Origin of the sequence: Kitasatospora sp. NBC_01250 (assembly GCF_036226465.1) — a bacterium.
GTDB lineage: Bacteria > Actinomycetota > Actinomycetes > Streptomycetales > Streptomycetaceae > Kitasatospora.
Genome location: NZ_CP108476.1, coordinates 509,410 through 531,162, shown reverse-complemented (window position 1 = coordinate 531,162; position 21,753 = coordinate 509,410). Strand labels below are relative to the sequence as shown.

Annotated in this window: 17 protein-coding genes; 5 read left to right on the top strand and 12 right to left on the bottom strand. The window is 72.4% G+C overall.

Annotated features, from left to right (window positions below; translation table 11 throughout):
- Positions 1 to 7: 7 nt before the first annotated feature.
- Both OG500_RS02550 and OG500_RS02545 read right to left on the bottom strand, forming a co-directional pair.
- Positions 8 to 892, bottom strand: coding sequence for a patatin-like phospholipase family protein (locus OG500_RS02550; protein ID WP_327064702.1), 885 nt, complete (start codon positions 890 to 892; stop codon positions 8 to 10).
- 84 nt (positions 893 to 976) lie between these two features.
- The gene (locus OG500_RS02545; protein WP_327064701.1) at positions 977 to 1,348 is read right to left on the bottom strand and encodes a winged helix-turn-helix transcriptional regulator; all 372 of its coding nucleotides are present in this window, start codon (positions 1,346 to 1,348) and stop codon (positions 977 to 979) included.
- Between the two features lie 93 nt (positions 1,349 to 1,441).
- On the opposite strand from OG500_RS02545, the gene OG500_RS02540 reads away from it, so the two are divergent.
- Complete coding sequence (locus OG500_RS02540; protein WP_327064700.1) at positions 1,442 to 2,281, top strand: SDR family oxidoreductase; 840 nt, start codon at positions 1,442 to 1,444, stop codon at positions 2,279 to 2,281.
- A 97-nt stretch (positions 2,282 to 2,378) separates the two neighbouring features.
- On the opposite strand, the gene OG500_RS02535 is transcribed toward OG500_RS02540, so the two are convergent.
- Positions 2,379 to 2,747 carry a lytic transglycosylase domain-containing protein gene (locus OG500_RS02535; RefSeq protein WP_442789304.1) on the bottom strand — a complete coding sequence of 123 codons (369 nt, stop codon included), beginning with the start codon at positions 2,745 to 2,747 and terminating at the stop codon, positions 2,379 to 2,381.
- 603 nt (positions 2,748 to 3,350) lie between these two features.
- On the opposite strand from OG500_RS02535, the gene OG500_RS02530 reads away from it, so the two are divergent.
- On the top strand, positions 3,351 to 3,857 hold the full coding sequence (locus tag OG500_RS02530) for a signal peptide protein (RefSeq protein WP_327064699.1): 507 nt from the start codon (positions 3,351 to 3,353) through the stop codon (positions 3,855 to 3,857).
- Between the two features lie 58 nt (positions 3,858 to 3,915).
- Here the strand turns inward: OG500_RS02530 and OG500_RS02525 are convergent, their stop codons facing one another.
- Positions 3,916 to 5,493 (bottom strand): purple acid phosphatase family protein, encoded by a 1,578-nt coding sequence (locus OG500_RS02525; RefSeq protein ID WP_329575995.1) that lies wholly within the window; start codon positions 5,491 to 5,493, stop codon positions 3,916 to 3,918.
- A 166-nt stretch (positions 5,494 to 5,659) separates the two neighbouring features.
- Positions 5,660 to 5,842, bottom strand: coding sequence for a hypothetical protein (locus OG500_RS02520; RefSeq protein ID WP_329575993.1), 183 nt, complete (start codon positions 5,840 to 5,842; stop codon positions 5,660 to 5,662).
- 138 nt (positions 5,843 to 5,980) lie between these two features.
- Here OG500_RS02520 and OG500_RS02515 point away from each other — a divergent pair, with 138 nt between their 5' ends.
- Positions 5,981 to 7,708 carry an LCP family protein gene (locus tag OG500_RS02515; protein ID WP_329575990.1) on the top strand — a complete coding sequence of 576 codons (1,728 nt, stop codon included), beginning with the start codon at positions 5,981 to 5,983 and terminating at the stop codon, positions 7,706 to 7,708.
- A gap of 159 nt (positions 7,709 to 7,867) precedes the next feature.
- Positions 7,868 to 8,254, top strand: coding sequence for a DoxX family protein (locus tag OG500_RS02510; protein WP_329575987.1), 387 nt, complete (start codon positions 7,868 to 7,870; stop codon positions 8,252 to 8,254).
- Between the two features lie 57 nt (positions 8,255 to 8,311).
- On the opposite strand, the gene OG500_RS02505 is transcribed toward OG500_RS02510, so the two are convergent.
- The 3 genes from OG500_RS02505 to OG500_RS02495 form a co-directional block, all read right to left on the bottom strand.
- Positions 8,312 to 10,276, bottom strand: a complete 1,965-nt coding sequence (locus OG500_RS02505; RefSeq protein WP_329575984.1) for an ABC transporter ATP-binding protein — start codon at positions 10,274 to 10,276, stop codon at positions 8,312 to 8,314.
- Between the two features lie 120 nt (positions 10,277 to 10,396).
- Positions 10,397 to 10,969, bottom strand: a complete 573-nt coding sequence (locus OG500_RS02500) for a hypothetical protein (RefSeq protein WP_329575982.1) — start codon at positions 10,967 to 10,969, stop codon at positions 10,397 to 10,399.
- A gap of 136 nt (positions 10,970 to 11,105) precedes the next feature.
- Positions 11,106 to 11,663 carry a MarR family winged helix-turn-helix transcriptional regulator gene (locus OG500_RS02495; protein WP_329575979.1) on the bottom strand — a complete coding sequence of 186 codons (558 nt, stop codon included), beginning with the start codon at positions 11,661 to 11,663 and terminating at the stop codon, positions 11,106 to 11,108.
- Positions 11,664 to 11,789: 126 nt separating this feature from the next.
- Here OG500_RS02495 and OG500_RS02490 point away from each other — a divergent pair, with 126 nt between their 5' ends.
- Positions 11,790 to 12,416 carry an isochorismatase family protein gene (locus OG500_RS02490; protein ID WP_327064691.1) on the top strand — a complete coding sequence of 209 codons (627 nt, stop codon included), beginning with the start codon at positions 11,790 to 11,792 and terminating at the stop codon, positions 12,414 to 12,416.
- Positions 12,417 to 12,496: 80 nt separating this feature from the next.
- Here OG500_RS02490 and OG500_RS02485 read toward each other — a convergent pair whose 3' ends face one another.
- From OG500_RS02485 to OG500_RS02470, 4 genes are all read right to left on the bottom strand, one after another.
- Entirely contained in the window at positions 12,497 to 12,853 is a 357-nt protein-coding gene (locus OG500_RS02485) for a hypothetical protein (protein ID WP_329575977.1), read from the bottom strand.
- Between the two features lie 4 nt (positions 12,854 to 12,857).
- The gene (locus tag OG500_RS02480; protein WP_329575974.1) at positions 12,858 to 19,274 is read right to left on the bottom strand and encodes a DNRLRE domain-containing protein; all 6,417 of its coding nucleotides are present in this window, start codon (positions 19,272 to 19,274) and stop codon (positions 12,858 to 12,860) included.
- Between the two features lie 327 nt (positions 19,275 to 19,601).
- A complete protein-coding gene (locus OG500_RS02475) occupies positions 19,602 to 21,023 on the bottom strand; it encodes a sensor histidine kinase (RefSeq protein ID WP_329575971.1) in 1,422 nt (473 codons plus the stop codon).
- Positions 21,013 to 21,690, bottom strand: coding sequence for a response regulator transcription factor (locus OG500_RS02470; protein WP_327064687.1), 678 nt, complete (start codon positions 21,688 to 21,690; stop codon positions 21,013 to 21,015). Before OG500_RS02470 ends, OG500_RS02475 begins: the two co-directional genes overlap by 11 nt.
- Positions 21,691 to 21,753: the final 63 nt, after the last annotated feature.

Sequence of the window (21,753 nt, the reverse complement as noted above, 5' to 3'; positions counted from 1 at the left end):
GAGCCCCTCAGGCCTGCGCGGGGCGCAGGCCCGCCAGGTAGCGGGTGGTGGCCCGGTGGGCGCGGTCGATCCGTTCGGCGACCCGGCGGGCGTCGCGGTAGCGCAGCTGGCCCACCGGCCCGGGCGGGGGTTCGTCGGCGGCACCGGTGGGCAGCAGGTGGACGGTGACGCCCGGCGGCAGGTTGCTCATGTCGTGGGCGAAGCGGTGCCGTCGCGCGATCTCGAAGGCGACCAGCGGCACCTCCCACGGCCGCTGGGCCGGCCGCAGCGGCTGCTCGATCCGTCCGACCTGCAGGACGAACACCTCGCGCGCGCCGAGGGCGACGGCCCGGCCCACCGGGATGCTGTTGACCAGGCCGCCGTCCAGGTAGTGGCGCTCGCCGATCCGCGCCGCCGGCAGCAGCCCGGGGACGGCGCAGGAGGCGAGCAGCGCGTCCACCACCGGTCCCTCGGTGAACCAGTGCTCGGCGGCCGTCTCCACCTCCGCGGCCACGCACTGGAACGGCACGGCCAGGTCCTCGATCAGCCGACCGTGCAGCTCGTGCTCCAGCAGCGCCCGCAGCCGTGTGTCGGAGTGCAGGTGGGTGCGGCTGCGCACGGCGGTGCGGGTGCGTTGGAGGACCGAGCCGGAGAAGACCGCCGAGCCGGTCAGGCCCGCCCACACCTCGGCCAGCCGCTGCACGGCGGCGGGCGTGGGGTCGGCGGCCAGCACCGCGCCGTTCAGTGCGCCGACCGAGGTGCCGACGAGCAGATCCGGGCGGATGCCCGCCGCCAGCAGGGCGCGCAGCATGCCGACCTCGTGGGCGCCGAGGTAGCCGCCGCCGCCCAGCACGAAGGCGCATCGGTAGGTGCCCGCGGCAGCACGGGGCGGACCGGTGACTGGTGTCGTCATACCGGGGCGAATGCCCGGGTGAGGCGGCTTCATGCCACCGGGCTCCGGGCGAGGGCCGCCGTGCGGAGAGCCCGCTCGCCCCGGCTATTGCGCGCTGCGCGGCGGCAGCTGCCGGGTGATTCGGTCGAACAGCTCCGCGAGCGGCTCACCGACCTCCCGGCCGAACCCGGTCAGCCCGTAGCTGACCTGGGGCGGCGTGGCCGGCTCGACCTTGCGCCAGATGAGGCCGTCCTCGACCAGCGCGCGCAGGGTCTGGGCGAGCATCTTCTCGCTGATGCCGTGGATGCTCTCGCGCAGCTCGTAGAACCGCAGGTCGTTGCTCCGCAAGGAGATCAGCACCCAGACGCCCCACCGGCTGGTCACGTGGTCGAGCACGTTGCGCGCGGGGCAGTCGGTGTGAAACACGTCATACCGCTGCCCTGCGTCGGCCCTGATGATCTGCGCACCTTCCACCATGTACTGAGCTTACCTCCAGGTATGCCCTTACCAAGAGTTAGTTCCTTCTCCTAGCGTCGGAGACACCAGAGCACATCGCACAAGGAGCTGAAGATGATCGTGGTGACCGGGGCTACCGGGAACGTGGGCCGGCCGTTGACGCAGGCGCTGGCCGAGGCGGGCCGGCAGGTGACGGCGGTGTCGCGGCACGCGGCGGCGGTGCCGCAGGGTGTCCGCCACGTGGTGGCCGATCTGGCCGAGCCGGCCGGCCTGGAGCCCGCGCTGGCCGGGGCGAAGGCGCTGTTCCTGCTGCTCTCCGGCGACCTGCACGCCGCCGGGGCCGATCCGGCCGACATCATCCGCCGGGCCCGGGCCGCCGGGGTCCGCCGGGTCGTGCTGCTCTCCTCGCAGGGCGTGACGACCAGGCCCTTCGGCCCGACGCGGATCGCGATGCGCGAGCTGGAGGACGTGCTGCGGGAGTCCGGGCTGGAGTGGGCCGTCCTGCGGCCGGGCGGCTTCGCCTCCAACGCGCTGTGGTGGGCCGAGTCCGTCCGCACGCAGCGGGCCGTGGCCGCGCCCTTCGGCGACGTCGGGGTGCCGGTCGTCGACCCGGCGGACATCGCCGACGTGGCGGCGGCCTGCCTGCTGGAGGACCGGTACACCGGCGGCGTGTACGACCTGACCGGCCCGGCGGTGATCACGCCGCGCCAGCAGGCGCAGGCCATCGCCGACGCGCTGGGCTCGCCGGTGCGCTTCCACGACCTCACCCGGGACGAGGCCAGGGCCGCGATGGCCCGGAGCATGCCGGTGGAGCTCGCCGAGGACACCCTGGACATCCTCGGCTCCCCGAACGAGGCCGAGCTGCTCGTCAGCCCGGACGTGCAGCGGGTCCTCGGCCGGGCCCCGCGCCCCTTCGCCGACTGGGCCGCGCGCAACATCGCCGCGTTCCGCTGAGACCGCAGACTCTCCGGGAACGCCTGAGGGGCCCGGCGCGCGGGTCGCGTGCTGGGCCCCTAGGGGTTGACCCGCTGGGGGTCGCTGATCGGGGTGATCAGTAGTTGTGGTGGACCTGCCAGTAGGCCCAGGCCTGGTTCGGGCTGCCGTAGCGGCTGTTCATGTAGTCGTACGTCCACTTGATCTGGGTGGACGCGTTGGTCTGCCAGTCGGCGCCGGCGGAGGCCATCTTGTTGCCCGGCAGGGCCTGGCCCAGGCCGTAGGCGCCCGAGGACGGGTTGGTGGCGGTGACGTTCCAGCCGCTCTCGTGCGAGACGATCTGGTCGAAGGAGGCCAGCTGGTCGGCGGGGACGATGCTGGCGGCGATCTGCTGCGGGGTGGCGGCAGAGGCGGCGGTGGGGGCCACGGCGGCGCCGATGGCGACGATGCCGGCGGCGGAGGCGAGAAGGGCGGCGGACTTGCGCATGCGGGTGGAGATCACGGGCACGTGGAGTTCGACCTCACATCAGTTGGGCGCCTCGCCCCCAGAGGGTTCCGCAGGCACGACGAAGCGGCCTCGCGGTCAGGGGTGTCGGCACCGGGGCGGTCTCGCTGTGGAGAGACCACCGTTCGGGAGCTGCGGCGGTGGACGGGCCTCCGCCGCATCTGGCGACTTCGCCATTGTTAGCGGGGTCGGGGGCGCGATCCAAGGGGCCTTGATACGACGGTGGGTCGTAGTCGCGGGCCTCCCCGACCGACGCCCGGCCGGGCCCGGTACCCGTGCCCCAGGGGTTCAAACCACGTACCCGGCTGGGTTTTTCCGCCGAGGATCACCGCGCTGAGCTGCACGGACGCCGACCGGCGGGGTGATCGCGGCGATCGGCGGCGCGGACGGCGAGCACGGCCGCGATCCGCGCGGCGATGCTCCCGAAGCGGGCTACTAGGAAGCGTAGTGGGCTCCCCAGGCGCGTGAGTACCGTCACGGAGTAGCCTGACGTGAAATCCCTCCCCGCCGTCGAAACAGGACCACTCCACCGGGAGTTCATCCCTCCCGGACAGACCCGCAAGGAAGTCGAAAGGGGTCTCGCGCATGCTGACGAAGCGCAATCGCCTGGGTGTCACCGCAGCCGCCGCAGTCACCGTCGCCGCTGCCGTCGTTTCCACCGGACCGGCGATGGCGGCGGCGCCGCCGACCGCTGTGGCCTCCGCCGCCTCCGACCGGTTCCCCGTCGCACCGACGGACTTCGTGAACCTGCCTGCAAGCCCGCTGGCGACCGGCCACCAGACGCTCGGGTACACGGTCACCTACCGCAACACCACGTCGACCGACCAGATCGTCGCGCCGCAGCTGCTCGTGCTGTCGCCGGATGCGGGGCCGTTCCTCCAGCCCTCGGACGTCCAGGTTCAGCAGCTCACCGGCAGTGGCCAGTGGCGGACCGTGCAGCTCGGCACGCAGACCGGGACGTTGTACACGAACCTGACCCGGGCGAAGGAGCGGTTGCACAGCGGCGAGACCCTCGTCCAGCACTACCGGCTCACCGTGATCACGACGGGGGCTGTGGGCACCGTCGCGCCGCGGGTCGCGCTCTACAGCTGAGCGAGCCGAGGGGCCCCGGCGACGGGGCCCCTCGCACGGTCGAACCGACCGGCTGTCGTCAGCGCCCCGCGGTGGCCAGGTCGCCGTGGTGGGCGGGCCTGGCATCGCGCCGCAGGCGGTGCAGGGTGAAGCGGTCGAAGAGCACCGGGGCGGGGACCGGGACCGCCGCCGTGGCGGCGGGCGTGTGGTAGTAGCTGACGGTGATCGTGGTGCGCCCGCCGGCCAGCGCACCGGGGTCGACGTCGAACACCGCGACCCCGTAGGGGAAGGCCGTGTCGGGGTCGCGGACCGCCGACCAGGTGGCCTTCTCCTTCGCGTCCGGGTCCGCCTTGAAGGTCAGGCGCTGGGTGCGCACGAAGGCCTCGGGCACGCCCCCGGCGGTGGGGCCGGTGAGGTAGGTGTCGTCGCTCGACGCGGTGCCGCCGCCGCCCAGGATCAGGTGGACGGTGCCCTGGGAGGTGTCGATGTCGTGGATCTCGTCGCTGACCACGCTCGGGCGCAGCAGGCTGCCGGGGTCGGTGCCGCGCACGGCGTAGGTGCGCTCGTAGTCGTGGTCGTGCCCGCAGAGCACCAGGTCGACCTGGTAGCGGTCGAAGACGGGCAGCAGTTGTTCGCGGATGCCCATGTCGCCGCCGTGGCTGGTGGCGGAGGAGGACATCGCGAACTGGTGCATCGACGCCACGATCCAGTCGATGTCGTGGCCGGCCCGGGCGCGGGACAGGGTGCGCTCGAGCCAGCGCAGCTGGGCGCCCTCGCTGTAGCCGCTGATGTAGATGGACCGGCCGGTGGCCGGGTCGATGCTGGCATCGTCCTCGACGGCGAGGTCGTTGCCGTCGAGGGAGAGGAAGAGCACGGAGCCGACCCGGAAGCTGTACCAGTTGCCGCAGTAGTCGCGGCTGTGGTTGTCGGGCAGGTCGAAGCGGGTGTGGTACGAGGCGTAGCCGAGGTCGCCGCCGCCGGCCTCCACCTCGTGGTTGCCGGGGGCGGGCATCCAGGGGCGGTTCGCGGCGGAGACGGACATGTTGTTCATGAACGCGTCCCACGCCTGCGGCTGCACGGTCGGATTGTTGTTGGCGTACGCCAGGTCGCCGTTGAGCAGGTGGAACAGCGGCGCGAACTGCTCGACGTGCCGCACGGCCGCCGCGCCGTGGATGGAGGACTTGCTGAAGGCGGCGGAGCCGGTGCCCAGGTCGCCGAAGCTGGTGAAGCGGAACGCGGTGCGGCCCGGCTCGGGGGCGGTGCGGAAGGTGCCGCGCCGGGGGGTCGCGCCGTCGTGCGACACCTCGTAGACGTACGGGGTGTCGGGCTGCAGGCCGTGCAGGCGGACCCGGTGGGTGTAGGTCTCGACCTTGTTCAGGCCGTCGACGTAGGTGCGGGTCTCCGCATCGAGGACCCGCCCGAACCCGCCCTTCGCCGTGCCCAGGCGCAGCCGGGGACGGCTCACGGAGGCGGCGGTGGCCCAGGAGACGGTCATTTCGCGCGAGGGCTCGTTGCCGAAGCCGAGGTGCACCTGTTCGGGACCGGGGGTGTCCGCGACGGCGGGCCGGCTCCACAGCAGGGTGGAGCCGGGCGCGGCCGCGAGCGACGCGGCCGCGGCCGTGGTGCGGAGAACGGTCCTGCGCGAGGGATGTGCCACTACTGCCTCCTGAGCCGGCGGGGGATCGCCCGGAGGCTCGCAGGCACAGGCCGACCCCGGCCCAGCAGCGGGGGAACAGCCGGCGACGGTGGAGGGAACGACGGGCCGGTATGGGGCAAACCGGCCGGCCGCGCGACCGCGGGGCCCGCGCCGGCCCGCCCCGGGGCTACCTCCGGACGGCCTCGATGTCGTGCGGCCACCGCGGGTCGATCTCGTAGTGGTCGTCGAACCGGCTGCTGAAGCCGGTCACCCGGACGGCATCGCCCAGCGCCAGGCGCGAGACGTCGATGCCCGTCTGCACGTTGACGAAGATCAGCACCGGGCCCGAACCGTCGTCGACGGAGAGCATGTACCGTCGCGCGCCGGATCGGTTCGTCGACGCCCGGGTGACGGCGCGGGGGCGGTCATGCCAACGGAATTCTCATGCGGGCGACGCAGGATGGGGCCTCGACCCGGGCTTTGCCATGGAACCTCGGACAGGACGCGCATGGTTGACCATCGAATATCCCCCGAGCCGGCCGAGCGCCGGCGCGCCGCACACGGCCGCGACGCCTCCCCGGCGGCCACGGATGCGGCGGCCGGTGGACGGGCCGGGCGGCGCAAGGCGCGCCGGAAGCGGGGACGGGCCAGGCGCGTCGTCCTGCTGTCGCTGGCGGTCGTGCTGGTCCTGCTGGTCGGTGGCGGCAGCTATGTGTACTTCCAGCTCGACGGCAACATCAAGAGCAGCGCGCTGTTCACCGGCACCGGGACCCAGGCCCCTGAAAAGAAGGACGCCGCGGGCAACAGCCCGGAGAACATCCTGGTGATCGGCTCGGACACCCGCTCCTCCGCGACGGACTGCCAGATCGGCGGCGACTGCGGCGGCGGTGGCGCCGGTGCCAATGCGGACGTCGAGATGGTCGTCCACCTGTCCGCCAACCGCACCAATGCCACCGTGCTCAGCATTCCGCGCGACACGGTGACGGACCTGCCCGACTGCAAGGACCCGACGACCGGGGCGGTCCACTCGGGGGACCGGCAGGTGCTGATCAACAGCAGCCTGCAGTACGGTCCCGGCTGCACGGTGGCGGCCGTCCACCAGCTGACCGGGATCACCGTCGACCACTTCATGATGATCGACTTCGGCGGCGTGGTGAACATGTCGGACGCGGTCGGCGGCGTGAACGTCTGCGTCGACAACAACGTCTACGACCCCTACTCGCACCTCAAGCTGACCTCCGGGAGCCACACCCTGCAGGGCCTGTCGGCGCTGGAGTTCCTGCGCACCCGGCACGGCTTCGGCAACGGCAGCGACCTCGGACGCGAGGGGGCCCAGCACCTCTTCCTCTCCGCGATGATCCAGAAGCTCAAGAGCGCCAACACGCTGACCAACCCGGCCGCGCTCTACTCGCTGGCCAACGCCGCGACCAAGGCGCTCACCGTGGACACCGCCCTGGACGGCATCACCAATCTCACCTCGCTGGCCGGCCAGTTGAACGACGTGCCGACCAACAAGATCACCTTCCTGACCACCCCCAACCTGCCGTACCAGGGGCCCGTGGTGGGCCTCAAGGACGACGTGGTGCTGGGCCCCGACGCCCAGCAGGTCTTCACCGCGATCCAGAACGACCAGTCCTTCTCCGGCGGCACCCCCTCCGCCTCGCCCTCGGCGCCCTCGGCCGACGGCCGGACGGCGCCGGCCCCCGCCACCAGCGCGGCCGCGCCGGCGGCGCCCGCCATCGACACCGCCGCCGTGCACCTGGACGTCTCCAACGCCAGCGCCACCTCCGGGCGCGCGCTCGCGGTGGCCACCGTGTTGCAGCAGAAGGGCTATACGGACGCGGTGGAGAGCGGCAACGCGGCCCCGGTCGAGGCGACCGAACTGGTCTATGCGCCGAGCCACGCCGCCGACGCCCAGGCCGTCGCCAGCACCCTCGGACTGCCGTCCTCGGCGCTGCGCGCGACCGGTACGTCGGCCACCCTGCACCTGTACATCGGTTCTGACTGGCCGAGCGGCACCAGCTTCGGCGGCACCACGACGGCCGCGTCCGGCAGCGCCGCCGGCGCCCAGGCACCCGCGCCCACCGCACCGGTCGCCGCACCGAGCGACGCGAGCGCGGACAACGCCGGCGGATCGCAGAGCTGCGCCCACGTCAGCACCGAGGACACCACGCCGTTCGGCTCCCCGACCAAGGCCTTCGCGGAGAACCCGAAGGTGCCCAACTCGGCGCCGTAGCAGCCGGCCCGAGCCGACGTCAGCAGGTGACCTGCCGCCTCCGCGAGGGAGACGCAGGTCACCTGCCTGGCTGTCACAGACCACCGGAGTGTGCTGTCTCACAGGGGCAGCAGGGACAACGGAGCCCTGCGCATGGACAACCCTGAGAGGAACGGGACCGTGAACCTCGCTCTGTGGACCGTCGCCGGAATCCTGGCCGCCGCCTACCTGCTCGGTGGCGCCTTCAAGGTGATCACGCCGAAGGAGAGGATCGCCGCCGTCGGGCACAGCGGACGCTGGGTCGAGGACTTCAGCGCCGGTGGCGTCAAGGCCATCGGCGCCCTTGAGGTGCTGGCCGCGGCGGGTCTGGTGCTGCCGGCCGTGCTCGGCATCGCGCCGGTCCTGGTGCCGCTGGCCGCCCTCGGCCTGGTGGTGATCATGGCCGGAGCGGCGATCACCCGCATTCGGCGGCACGAGTGGAAGCTCGTGCTGGTGGACCTGACCTACCTCGCCCTGGCCGCCTTCGTGGTGTGGGGCCGCCTCGGCCCCGCATCCTTCGCCGGCTGAACCGCACGGGGCGCCCGGGCCCGCGCGCGGTCGGCGCGGTCAGCACGTGGGAGTCGATCACCGGACGGGCTCCTCGTTCTCGCGCACCGACTTCTCCCGCACCGACTTCTCCCGCGCCGAGGGGTTCCGCCGGCCGGGGATGCCGGTGCGGTCGTGCTGGAGGTCCCACAACTCCCGGAACCGGCCGCCCTGCTCGGCCACCAGCTCGGGGAAGGTGCCGTGCTGGATCACCCGGCCGCGTTCCATGACGACGATCCGGTCCGCCACCTCCACGTTGGTGAGCCGGTGGGTCACCAGGATCACCGCCTTGTCGCGGGCGAGGCTGCGCAGGTTGGCGAAGATCCGGTGCTCGGCGCGCGGATCGAGGGCGGCGGTGGGCTCGTCCAGGATCAGCAGCCCGGCGGGCCGGTGGAAGGCACGGGCGATCGCGAGGCGCTGCCACTGCCCGCCCGAGAGTTCCTCGCCGCCCATCCACTCCACGGCGAGCAGGGTGCCCAGGCCGTTGCGCAGTTGGCCGATCACCTCGTCCGCGCCGGAGGCCTCGGCCGCGCGCCACACCGCGGCCTCGCCTTCGGCCGTGGGCTGGCCCAGGGTGATGTTCTCGCGGGCGGTGAGCATCCAGTGCGCGTAGTCCTGCGGGACGACGGCGACCTGCCGCCACAGGGCGTGCGGGTCCATGGCGCGGGTGTCGGTCCCGTCCCACTCCACCGTGCCCTGGCCGGGTGCGGGCACGTACAGCCCGGCGAGCACCTTGGCCAGGGTGGTCTTGCCGGAGCCGTTCTCGCCGACCAGGGCCACGATCTCCCCGCGCCGCACGGTCAGGCTCACCGAGTCCAGCGCGGTGCGCTCGGAGCTGGGGTAGGCGTAGCTGAGCTCCTGCACCGTGATCCGCTCGGGGGCGGTGGGGGCGATGGCGCCGCGCTGCAGGGCGTAGCCGCCGGCGGTGTCGAGGAAGCCCGCCCAGTCGTCCAGGTACATGCCGGTGCGGAAGAGGTCGGCCCCGTACCCGACGATCCCGGTCATGGCGCTGGAGACCGCGGTGAGGGCGACGACCGCGGCAGAGCCGTGCGACAGGCTCATCCGCCCGCTGACGACCAGCCACAGCATCACCAGCCACACCGTCCCGGACCCGAGACCGGAGGCGAGCGCCCCGAGGACCGACACCCGGGCGGCCTGGGAGGCGGCGCGACGGGCGTTGGCGTCCAGCCGGCGGCCCACCGCGTCGTACTTGTCCATCAGGAAGTCGCCCATGGTGTCGGAGCGCACCTGGTCCGCGTGCCGCTTGAGGTGGATGTACCAGCGCAGGTTGGCCATGATCCGCCGGTCGCCCACCGCGTCCCGGCCGGCCAGGTAGTGCACCCGGGCCGCGCGGACCGAAGCGATGCCCTGCGGCAGCGCGGCGACCACCAGCAGCGGCAGCAGCAGCGGGTGCAGGACGGTCAGCACGCCGGCCGCACCGACCAGCGAGCCGGCCGAGGAGAGGAGGTTCTGCGCCTCGCCGAGGATGTCGGCACAGGTGTCCGCGCCGCGGTCGGCGGCCTCCAGGTCGTCGCTGTAGCCGGCGGTGTCGTAGGCGGCCAGTTCGGTGGCGATCGTGGCGCGCAGCACGGTCGCCTCGGCCTCGCGCCCGATGCGGGGGGACAGGCGCACGGTGATCGTCTGGATGGTGATCCCCAGCAGCCTGCGGACCCCGAGCGCGCAGGCGATCACCGCGATCGACGGCAGCGCCGCGACGACGCGCTGCGACACCTGTCCGGAGGCGAACAGCGAGCCGATCGTGCCGGTCGTGGCGGCCAGTCCGGCCGCGCCGAGGACGGCGGAGGCGACCTGACAGGCCAGCAGCACCGCAACCGAGCGCGGCTCGACGCTCCAGGCCAGCCGGAACGCCCGTACCACCAGCTGGGGCAGGCGCCTGGCCATCGCGCCGACGCTGATCGCGGCGGCGGCCTCGACCTTGCGGGCGTCGGCCTTCCACACGAGTTCCTCGTCCTGGCCCGCGGCGGGCCTCGTGTCGGTACTCATGCCGGGGTGCCTCCGTCCGCCGACCGGAGGAAGTAGGAAGAAAGAACTCTGGCAAGGGAGTTGATCGTCTCCCGGGTCTCGTCCATGGCCGGGGATCCTGCCGGTGTTCGAACGCGTCGATCAAGCGGACACGGTCCGGGCGAGCCCGGGTCGAACGGGGTGTTTTCGAGCAGCCTCCCGGCCTCGGCGAGGGTCCCTCCAGGGGTTCGAGACCGGCGGTCCGGTGGGATTCGCGGTGGCTGCGGACGCCGGTACGGGCGAGGAGGCCGGGCAGTGCGCAGCCGTCGCCGGATTCACTCGTTCGACTGGTCGGCCGAAGGTGAAGGAGTAGGCGCTCAAGCCCGGGGAGAGGGTCACCTGGAGTGAACCCCGTTCGGGTGTCGCGCGGTTGAGCAGGGTGTAGATGTCCGGTGCGCCGGAGACGGGGTAGGTCGTGGTCCGCCCGTCGGCCGTCGCGGTGATGGTGCCGGTGCCGCCGACGTCGAGGTAGATGTCGGCGGCCTGGTAGGTGAGGGTGATCCCGGCGTTCGCCTTTGCCGTCAGGGACTCGTCCTTGGTGCAGGAGTAGGCCCAGAAGTCGATCAGGACGGCTTTCCCCTTCAGTCCGGCCACGGTCAGCGGCGCGCCCTGCGGGGTGTTCAGCCGCTGGCCGATCCCCGAGATCGCCGGCGCGGCACCGCAGTTCTGCAGCACCCCCGAGCCCGCGTTCTGGGTGCACGCGGCGAGGGCGGCGCTCTGCGCGGGCGGTGCCAGGGCCTTGCCGGACGCTGCCCGAGTGGTCCACCACCTGGTCCAGCGCCGCGGTCCAGTCCGGGATGTCGCGTTGGCCCTACTCCTCGCCCGGGCCTCCGGACGGCGTGCCGGTGTCCCGGCCGTCGTGCCGGGCGGTGCGCTGGAGTTCGGCCACGCGGTGGAGGGCGGTCTTGAAGGCGGCGTACTCCTGGGCGCCCAGCGCCTTGGCATGGCGGTCCTCGATCGCGCGCATGATGGCGGTGGCGGCTGCCATCTGGAGCAGCCCGCGGTCGGTGGGGCAGACCAGCTTGGCGCGGCGGTCCGCCGGGTCGGGCCTGCGCTCGACGTAGCCCAGGCGTTCGAGGTCGTCGACGAGGGTGCCGATGACCTGCTTGTGCTGTCCGGAGACGCGGGCCAGTTCGCTGGCCCGGATGCCGTCGGCCCGCAGGTAGGCGAGGACGGCGCCGGCCCGGGGCTGGATGTCGTCGAAGCCCTGCTCGGCGAGTGCGCCGAACAGTTCGCGCTGCACGGAGAAGAGCACCTGGGCCGTGAGCACGCCGAGGTCCGGTTCCGCGCTCTGGTGCCCGGTCAACGCCGCTCCCGTTCCGGTGGTCGTCGTACTGGTCGTCGTGCTGGTCGTCCGCCGCTCTGCCATCTGACCAGCGAGTTTAGTCGGTGCTTGCGCACCGGGGGGCCGGGGTATAGCGTCAGAAGTAGTCACTGAACTTGACTATCAAGATTGGTGACTAATACGCCCATGGCTCGACCGAAGGAGCGGACGATGACCGAGCGCAGCAAGTTCCTGGAATCGATCACGCGGGAGAACGCCGCCGTGGTGCTCGTCGACCACCAGGTCGGCCTGCTGTCCGGCGTCCGGGACATCCCGCTCGGCGAGCTCAAGCACAACGCGGTGGCGCTGGCCCGGGCGGCGACGGTGTTGGGCATCCCCTTGGTCGTCACCACCACCGCGGCCGACAGCATGTGGGGGCCGACCGCTCCCGAACTGGTCGCGGCCCTGCCGGCCGGCCAGAAGATCATCGACCGCAGCACGGTCAACGCCTGGCACGACGACCGGGTCCGTGAGGCCATCGAGGCGACCGGCCGCCAGAAGCTGATCATCGCCGGCGTGTCGCTGGAGGTGTGCGCGGCGCTGCCCGCGCTCGCCGCGACGGCCGCCGGGTACGACGCGTACGTCGCCGTGGACGCCTCCGGCACCTTCAGCCAGGCCAAGCGGGAGGCCGGACTGCTGCGCATGCAGCAGGCGGGCGTCATCGTCTCCGACTACGCGACCCTCATGGTCGAGGCGCTGGCCGACAACGCCGCCCCCGAGGCCGGCGACCTCTACGCCGCGCTCGACATGCCGTTCGCCGTCCTGGTCGGCCAGATCTCCGCGGCCTACCAGGCCTGACGGGCCACCAGCGGCACGCGGTCATGGCGGCGGGCCGCGCGACCCTGGCAGGATCGCGCGGCCCGACGTGGTGGTGCTGTTCAGCTGTCGCGGCCCCGGCGACGGCTCCTGGTGGTGCGGGCGAGGACGGTCACCTCGGCCAGATAGCGGGCCAGGTCCTCCGTTCGGGGCGGGGCCTGGACGTAGGTCCAGCGGTGGAAGAACTTCTCGGTCTCCTCCTGGAGCCGGCCGGGGTCGGCGGGGCCGTCGACCTGCGGGACGATCCGTCCGTCGTGGACGGTGAGCCGCAGGGGGCGGGCCAGGGCGTCGAAGGCGCCGGCGACGTCCTCGTCGAGGAAGTCCGGTTCGACGAGGCGCTGGAGCTCATCGTCGGACCGGCAGGAGTCGAGCCACTGGTCGTCGTCGAGGACGATGATCGGATACTGCGGATCGGTCATGGCGCTACCACTTTCCCTGCCACGGACGGTGGTTCTTGATGCCGCCGCTGCCGCGGTGGTGGTAGTGCACGGCCTTCCAGCGGGACATGCCCTTGATCTGGTGGCTGTGGATCCGGAAGTTGTTGCCGTACTTCTTGGCGCCGTTGATCGTGGTGTTCCAGTGGAAGTTCGACCCGCGCGCCGAGCTGTTCTTGGTGAAGCTTACGCCGAAGCGCCGCACACCCTTGAAGGCCACGTGCACGCCCTCCTTGCCGGCCCAGCGGGCTGCACCGCCGAAGGCCAGACCGGAGGCGGCGCCGAAGGCCGTGTTGGTCGCCAGCCCCTTCCAGCTCCAGTTGCTGGTACCGGCGTTGCCGACCGTGTAGCTGACGGCTGCCGCGGTGGCCGCGACCGCGACACCGCAGACGATGGAGGCACCGCAGGCCAGCGCCCCGGCGACGGCTCCCACCGTCACGGCGGCCTTGAGCAGCCCGCGCCAGCCCCAGCGTCCGGTCAGGTCGTAGCAGGTGAGCGGATCGCCGCTGCAGTAGTCGTACGGGTTGGCGTTGCCGCCGTAGACCGGGTCGGTGGACAGGAACCGGCCGCTGGCCGGGTTGTAGAGCCGGGCGCCCATCAGGGCCAGCGAGGTCAGGGTCTCGCTGGAGCGCTGCTTGCTGCCGATCCACCCGTAGCGGGTGTTCGGCTGCCCGGCGCGGGCCTGGCCGTACTCGTCGAAGTCGAGAACGGTGGGTGCCACCGCGCCGTCCAGCGGCAGCTGGAGGGTGATGTCGCCGTGCAGGTTGGCGAGTTGGAGCACGGTGTTGCCGGTCCTGGAGGTGGTGGCGGCCAGGCCTCCGTTCAGACCGTCCACGTTGCGGGTGAGGTTGCCGGCGGCGTCCTCGGTGATCCAGCGCGGGTTGTCGCCGTCACCGTCGTAGTGGTTGGTCTTGGCCGCGGTCACGGCCCAGGCCGCGCCCTGGTTGGCCTCCACGGTCCAGGAGCGGAAGCGCATCGCGGAGTCCAGCGCCCAGGTCTGCCGGTTGCCGCCGCTGACCTGCTGCTGCACCAGGTCGGTGCTGTAGTGGCCCAGCGTGCTGCCGGGCAGTGCGGTGGTGCGGCCGAACGCGTCGTAGGCGTAGCCGGCGTTGGTGATCCGGTCCGCGCTGTCGTAGCTGCTGGTCTGGGTGGTGGCCCCGTCGGTGCCGCACTCCTGGCCGCGCGGCGCGGTGGCGGTGGCCAGCGCGGTGCGGTTGCTGTTGCGGTCGAAGGCGTACGAGCGGGTGGTGCAGACGGCGTCCACCGAGGTGTCCTGCACCCGGGTGAGCCGGCCGGCCTGGTCGTAGCCGAACACCTGGGAGGCCGTGATCCCGGGGGTGCCGGTGTGGGTGGCCCACTGGCCCTGGACGGTCTCGGTGATGTGGTCGGCGACCACCACCGCGCCGTCGCTGCCGCGGGTGTAGCTGCGCGAGGTGGGGGTGCCGTTGGGGTCCTGCTGGTCGGTCATGGTGTAACCGCCGGGCAGGGTCTGGGTGACGAGGTCCCCGTCGGCGTCGTAGCGGGCGCCGAAGGTGCCGGCCACCGAGTCGGTCGCCGAGGTCAGCAGGCCGCGCGGGTCCACCGAGGTGTCGTAGCCGAAGGTGGTCGTCGAGGGGCTGCTGTCGGTGACCTTGGTCGGGCGGTCGAGCGCGTCGTACTCGGTGGTGGTGGTGCCGCCGTCCGCGTCGGTGTAGGAGATCAGCCGGCCGAGGCTGTCGTAGCCCTTGGTGATGGTCCCGCCGGTGGCGGACTCCTGACGGGTCACCGTGCCGGTGGCGGGGTGGTAGGTGTTGGTGGTGGTGGGGACGGCGGCGCCGACGCCGCCCGAGACGGTGGTGGTCAGCGGCCGGCCGGCGGCGTCGCTGGTGATGGTGGTGGTGCGGGTGACGCCGTTCGCGCTCTCCTCGCTCTTCGCCAGCTGGCCGAACAGGCCGTACTCGACGGTCTTGGTGGTCTGCTGGGCGGGGTTGGCGCCGCCGCCGGTGATGTCGCCGGCCGGTGCGCTGCGGCACACCAGGTCGGCCCACTCGGGCCGGCCCGCGCAGGGACCGGTGCCGGTGGCGGTGTAGAAGGTGGTGTTGACCGTGCCGGCGTCCGAGCCGTTGGACGCGGGCAGCGAGGTGGAGACGGACCGGCCCTGGCTGTCGTGGCCGACCTTGGTGGTCAGCGCGAGGCCGCCGGCGTCCTTGATCTGCTCGGTCGCCACGCCGAGCGTCCAGTCGAAGACGCTCCGGTCGGTGCGGGTCTCGACGAACAGCTCCGGCCAGGACCGCAGCCAGCCGCCGGAGACGGTGGTGGTGACCTGGTCCTTCACCTTGGCGGAGCCGTCGGTGGGCCGGCCCTCGTCGTAGCTGCGGGCGACGTGCGTGCGGGAGACCACCTGGGTGCCGGCCTTGGCCACCGCGGTGCCGCCCACGACGGCGTCGGCCGTCAGGGTCACCCGGTGCAGCGGGCCGTAGGAGTCGGTCTCGCGCTGCCCGTCGGCGCTGTAGACGGTGCTCTGCGAGAGCAGCTGGGCCCGCTCGCCCGGGGCGAGGCCGTTCAGCCCGAGGTCGGCGAGCTGGGCCTTGGCGGCATCGCTCGCACCGAGCGCGAGCTCGCGGTTGGCGGCGCCGAGCGAACGCGTCTGGTGGCCGTAGCGGTCGTACTCGGAGGTGGTGATCCGGTGGCCGGGGGAGGCCTCGTTGACCAGCAGGCCCGAGGCATTGAGGTAGCTGACGGTGGCGCGGGCGTAGTCGGCCGCGGTCAGGTCCGCGCCGTTGTTGGAGACGGGGATCCGGTCGGCGGGGAAGACCGCGGTCGCGTCGGTCGGCAGGTCGCTCTGGCCCCAGGTGCCGGCCGCGGCGGCCGACAGGTCCTCAGGTGCCTTGTCCCCACTGGTGGGGACGTTGTAGACCACGGTGCTGGTGGCCGTGCCGTCGACCTTGTCGGCGCTGCCGGGGGCCAGCGTGTCGTGCCAGACCTTGGTCAGCATGCCGGGCCCGGCCGCCGCGGTGCCGGTGACGGTGCCGTAGGCGAGGTTGCTCGCGATCTGCCCGTTCTTCTGCACGGAGGTGAGCAGGCCCTCCTCGCCGGCCTGCTGGGAGTAGGTGTACTGGGTCTGCGCGGCCTGTCCCAGGCGCGGGTCCCAGGTCTGGCGCAGCCAGCCGTTGGCGTCGTAGCGGTAGGTGGCGACGTCGGTGGCGGTCGCGGCGCCCGCGCCCGGGGCGGTGGCCCAGAGCTTGATGGTGCTCAACTGGCCCGCGTAGTCGCCGAACTGGTCGCCGGTGGCGGTGCCGGTGGCCGTGGTGGCGCCGGCGTAGCCGAACTGCAGGACGCGGCAGCCCTTGGTGCCCGGGTCCGCCGCGCAGGCGGCGGCGGAGACCGCCGAGGTGGGGGCGATCACCAGCTTCGGCCGGGCCAGCGTCCTGCCGCCGGTCGTGACCTTCTCCGAGACCACCGTGGTCGTGGTGTTCGCCAGGCCGTGCAGCAGGCTGGAGGAGACGGTCCAGGTGGCCGCGCTCGGGTCCACCTTGGCGAAGGTGGTCACGGTGCCGTTGGTGTCGGAGAGGGTGAACTCCCCGGCGGCGAAGGCACCGCGCAGGGTGAGCTGCTCGTTGCCGGGCTCGGGGGTCCAGCTGTCGGGCGCGGCGCCGGCGGTGAACGAGACGGCCTCGCCGTCGGAGGAGACCACGTCGAGCGAGCTGGCGGAGGTCTGCCGGACCTCGGTGTAGTCCGACTCGGCGGCGTCGGCGGAGATCCCGGAGACCCAGTGCGGGCCGAAGATCGGTGCCTGGCCCTCCCGGTTCCTGGCCGCGTTCGGATCGCGCGAGGAGTGGGTGCGGCCCACGCTCATCTCGAACATCGAGACGTCGGTGGCGGAGACCGTCAGGTCACCGGTGAGCAGGTTGAGCGTGCCGGGGCCGATGTCCCGGGTGGCCGCACCCTGCGCCTTGCGGTCGACGATCACCTTGACGGCCTCGGAGGAGGTGGCCGCGCCGCCCGGGCCGGTGAAGTCCGCCCGGAGCTGCACCGTGCCGTCGGGGCTGACGGTGGCCGCGGCGTTCCAGCTCAGCGCGGGACTCTTGCCGTTCGTCAGCGGGAGGGGCCAACTGCTCACCGGTGAACCGTTGTTGCTGACGTCAGCGACGGGCAGCGGCGTCCAGGGGTCGGCGTCCGAGCGGCGCCAGGAGTAGCCGACCGCGTTGTACGCGCCCGGGTCGGTCTCGGCGGCGAGCGGGACGCGGGCGGCGGTGCGGGTGCCGTCGTTCGGCACGGTCACCGCGCCGGCGCCGACCTGGAAGGCGTAGCTGATCGGCTCCGACTTGTTCTCCGCCCGGTCGGTGGCCCGCACCCGCAGGGTGTTGCCGCCGCCCTTGGCGGGGGTGACGGTGAGGTTGACCGGCGCGGTCGAGCCGCCGGTCGCGACCTTGGTCCAGGTGGTGCCGTCCAGCGACCACTCCAGGGCGTTCTGGTCGCCCGTCGGAGGTACGACGGTGAAGACCCCGCTCTGACCGGCGCCCTTCACCCAGCGGCCCGACGGGTAGTCGGTGGAGGTGATCGAGGCGGGTGCGGAGGGGGCGGAGGCGTCGACGGTGAACGTCGCCCAGGGGGACCAGGCGTTGTTGTAGTTGGTGCCGTCGTACGGCGAGGTGCGGAACCGGTAGGTCCTGCCGTTGGCCAGCACCCCGGCCGGCACGGTCACCGAGGCCGGTTGGCCGCTGGGCACGTACGGCGAGACCAGCACGTTGCCGACCTGCGTGTCGCTCGCGGCGTCGAAGATCTGGAAGGTGCCGTCGACCTTGTCGTTGTTCGGGTCGATGAAGGTGTCGCGCAGCGTGGGCGTGGTCGAGTTGACCCACCAGGTGCCCTGCTGGTCCTTGTAGAACGGGGAGCCGGCCTGCTGGTCGGTGCCGGTGCGCGGCCGGTAGTTGTAGGTGACCGTCAGCTTGGGCACGTTCGTCGCGGCGTTGGCGGAGTTCACCTCCTTCCAGTACTTCGTGCTGCTCTCGTCCGGGGCCCGCAGGCCCATGCCGGAGGTCGCGTTCTTGGCCGAGGCCCAGGTCTGCACCAGGTTGGTGACGTCGGCGTTGATCCAGCCGTCGCCCCCGCAGGCGTCACGGCCCTTGGTCTCGGTGGAGGTGGCCTTCTTGGCGTTCCAACTCGGCTGCGCCGTCCACCGGGAGGCGGTGGAGGCAAGGCCGGTGTCGTAGATGTCCCAGGGGTAGGCGAGGCAGTCGCTGTTGCCGGAGTGGAAGTTGTAGAGCGACAGGGTCGCCTTGGAGACCAGCGCGTCCGAGATCGGCGCGGTGTTCCAGTTGATGAACGAGCGGGCCTGGCGGGTGGAGCCGTCGGCGTTCTTGGTGCCGGAGTTGCCCCAGTAGAGCTCGGTGTCGGCGGACCAGTCCACCTTCTCGCCCTGCTGCACGCGGGTGTCGAAGACGTTGCCCAGCGCCGCGGTCGAGGGGTCGACGGTCACCGGGTACTGGGTCGCGGGGTCGGCGAGGAAGGCGGTGTCGGGGGTGAAGCGCAGGTCGATCAGGTCGCCGTGCTGGACGACCTTCAGGTCCACCTTCGCCTGGTGCGGGTGCTCGCTGGAGCCCGCCACCGTGCTCGCGTCCCACATCACCGGCGCGGGCAGCACGGCCCGCCCGGCACCGGTGACCGCGTCGGTGAAGAGCACCGAACCGTCCGGCTGGGCCTCGGCCTTGAGCCCCTTGGCCCGCAGCGGCATGGTGTACGCGTAGCCGGCGGCCGCGGGGCGCTGCTTGAGCGTCACGAACTGCTCGAAGCCGGTCCGGGTGGCCTCCACCACCAGGTCGGCCGAGCCGTCACCGATCGCGTCCGGGTAGGTCGCCCTGGTCCCGTCGAGCACGGGCTTGGGCAGGCCGCCCTGCCACTGGAGCTCGACCCGCTGCTCGCCCGAGCCGAGCGTGACCAGCGTGTGCGGCTCGGCCCCGCCCGCCTGCGACTGGGCGAGCGAGTCGGCCAGCACGCCGCCGGGGCCGGCGAGTTTGAGGCCACCGGGGTGCGCCTGCGGTGCCACCGTGCCGTCGGCGGCGGTCTTCAGATCGAGGTCGACGTCGACCCAGGCGCCGTCGCGCTGGAAGCGGACGGGACCGGCGGCGAAGTCCGTGGTCAGCGAGCCGTCCGGATTCGCCCAGGTGGTGGACGACTCGGTGCGCTCGGACAGGGCCTCGACCCGCTGCTTTCCCAGCCGTGCGGCGATCCTGGCGGACGGCAGGTCGGCGGCGGTGCCGGCCGTCGGCCGGGCCGCGCGGTCGGCGCCGGGCGCGGTCGGTGCGGCGAAGGCGTCCCCGGCCCCCGCGAGCAGCGAGGTCGTCACTGCGAAGGCCAGTACCGCGCCCAGTGGTCGCGCGCCGGTGACCCGGCCCCGGCGGCGGGGCACGGGTATCTGCTCGTGCATTCATACTCCTTGACACATCGCCTGATTGGCGACTGAACGGTTGGAGCCTAAGCAGCACGGGCATGCGACGTAACCTGACAAATGCGGACAAGTGACAGTAAAGAGCTGGTAAAGAGAAGCACTTGGTTACGTTATTGTTATCCCTGGCAATGGTCATGGATCGGGTACGTACACTCCGTTCGGGCGAGGCGAAAACGAGCCCTGCCGCAGGCGGCTGAATACCCGTCCGGACGGTCGGTCAGGGCCCGACGCACCGTCACCGTGGCCGTGGCCGTGGCCGTGGCCGTGGCCGTGGCCGTGGCCGTCGCCGTCACCGGCGTGCGGCACCTACCGCGACGGCTCCCGGGGGAGTTCGGCGATGAAGCGGGCGCCGGGGGAGACGGTGCCGTCGAGACGCAGGGTGCCGCCGTGGCGGTGGGCGATCTCGCGGGCGATGGCCAGGCCGAGACCGGTGCCGCCGTCGTCGCGGGTGCGGGAGGAGTCGAGGCGGGCGAACCGCTCGAAGATCCGCTCGTGCTCTTCGGGCGGCACGCCCGTGCCGTCGTCGCGGACCTCCAGCAGGACAGCGGACCCGCGCGCGCCGACGGTCAGGGTGACGCTGCTGCGGGCGTGGCGCACGGCGTTGTCGAGGAGGTTGCGCAGCAGGCGTTCCAGCTGCCGCGCATCGCCGTGGACGGCGATGTCCTCGCCCGTGCGGCAGTCGACCCGGACCGCGGCGGGAGCGTGCCGGCGTGCCCGGGTGGCCGCGTTGTGGGCCAGGGCGTTCAGCTCCACGCGTTGAGCGGGCGGTGCGCCGTGGTTGTCGAGCCCGGCGAGCAGCAGCAGGTCCTCGGTGAGCTGCTGGAGGCGTTCGGCGTCGGCGAGGGTGTCGCGGACGACGCTGGGCCAGTCGGTGTGGTCGGGGTAGTGCAGGGCCACTTCGAGATCGGCGCGCAGGGCGGCGAGGGGCGTGCGCAGTTCGTGGGACGCGTCGGCGGTGAACCGCCGTTGCTGTTCGACGGCCTGCTCCAGCCGGTCCAGGGTGTCGTTGGTGGTGGCGGCCAGCCGGGCTATCTCGTCGCGGCGGGGCGGGACGGGCACCCGCAGGCTCAAGTCGCGGGCGGTGATGGCGCGAAGGCGCTGCTGGATGCCCTCCACCGGGCGCAGGGCCCGGGCGGTGGTGGCCCAGACGATCAGGGCGACCAGCAGGACGGCTGCGGGGATGCCGCCGTACAGCACGCGGTCGACGTCCGCGACGGCCTGTTCGGCCTCCCAGGGGGTGACCAGGAGGTGCAGGGTCAGGGTCACGGTGGGGGCGGGGCCGCCGTCGTCAGCCTGGCCGGGGCCCTCGAAGGAGCCGGTGAACAGGGTGAAGTCGTGGCCCGCCAGGCGCCGGCTGCCGGGCGGGGCGCTGTCGGCGACGGGGCCCAGGTGCACGGTCGTCCGTGCGACCGGCGGAGTGTTCGGCAGGGACGGGCACAGGGGATCGGGCACGAAGGGGGTCAGCTCCGGTGCGCCTGCGACGAGGCGTCCCTCGGGGTCGACGATCACCCAGGTCTCGCGGTCCTGGAAGTAGCTGGGGACGCCGCGGCCGCTGTAGCGGGACTCGATCGTGTTCAGGTCCGCCTCCGCCTGGTTGAGGGCAGCGGCCAGCTTCGAGGCGTACAGCTCGTGGCGCAGCCACCACGCGCCGGCGCTGAAGGCCAGCGCGGCGGCGAGGGCTGCGGCCAGGGCGGCGCGCAGCCGGATCGGCAGGCGGCTACTGGTCATCGTCGGCCAGTCGGTACCCGGCGCCGCGCACGGTCTGGATGGTGGACCGGCCGAACGGTGTGTCGATCTTGCGGCGCAGGGCGCTGATGTGGACGTCGACCACGTTGCTGCCGCCCTGCTGATTGGCGTCCCAGACCTGCTCCAGCAACTCGGTGCGGCTCACCACGTCGCCCGCCCGCAGCCCGAGGTGGGCGAGGAGGGCGAACTCCTTGGCCGTCAGCTCGATGTCGCTGCCGCCTCGGCGGCAGCGACGGGTGGCCGGGTCGAGGTGGAGGTCGCCGATCCGGACGGCGGCCTGGCGCACCGGGCCGCCGCGGCGGATCAGGGCCCGCAGCCGGGCCAGCAGGACGACGTACGAGAACGGCTTGGCCAGGAAGTCGTCCGCGCCCGTGTCCAGTGCCTCGGCCTCGTCGTACTCCCCGCTCTTGGCGGTGAGCATCAGGATCGGGGTGCGGTTGTCCTCCCGGCGCAGTTGGTCGCAGACCCGGTAGCCGTCCAGGCCGGGGAGCATGATGTCCAGAATGATCGCCTGATAGGGCTGCTGCCGGGCCATCCACAGACCGTCCCGGCCGTCGTGGCACACGTCGACCGCGTAGCCCTCGGCCTCCAGCCCGCGGCGGAGCACCGCGGAGATCCGCTTGTCGTCCTCGACCACCAGTACGCGCATGCCGGTCATCCTGCCTTGTGGCCGTGGTTCGGCGGATGAAGATCACTTCATCCGGATTCATCA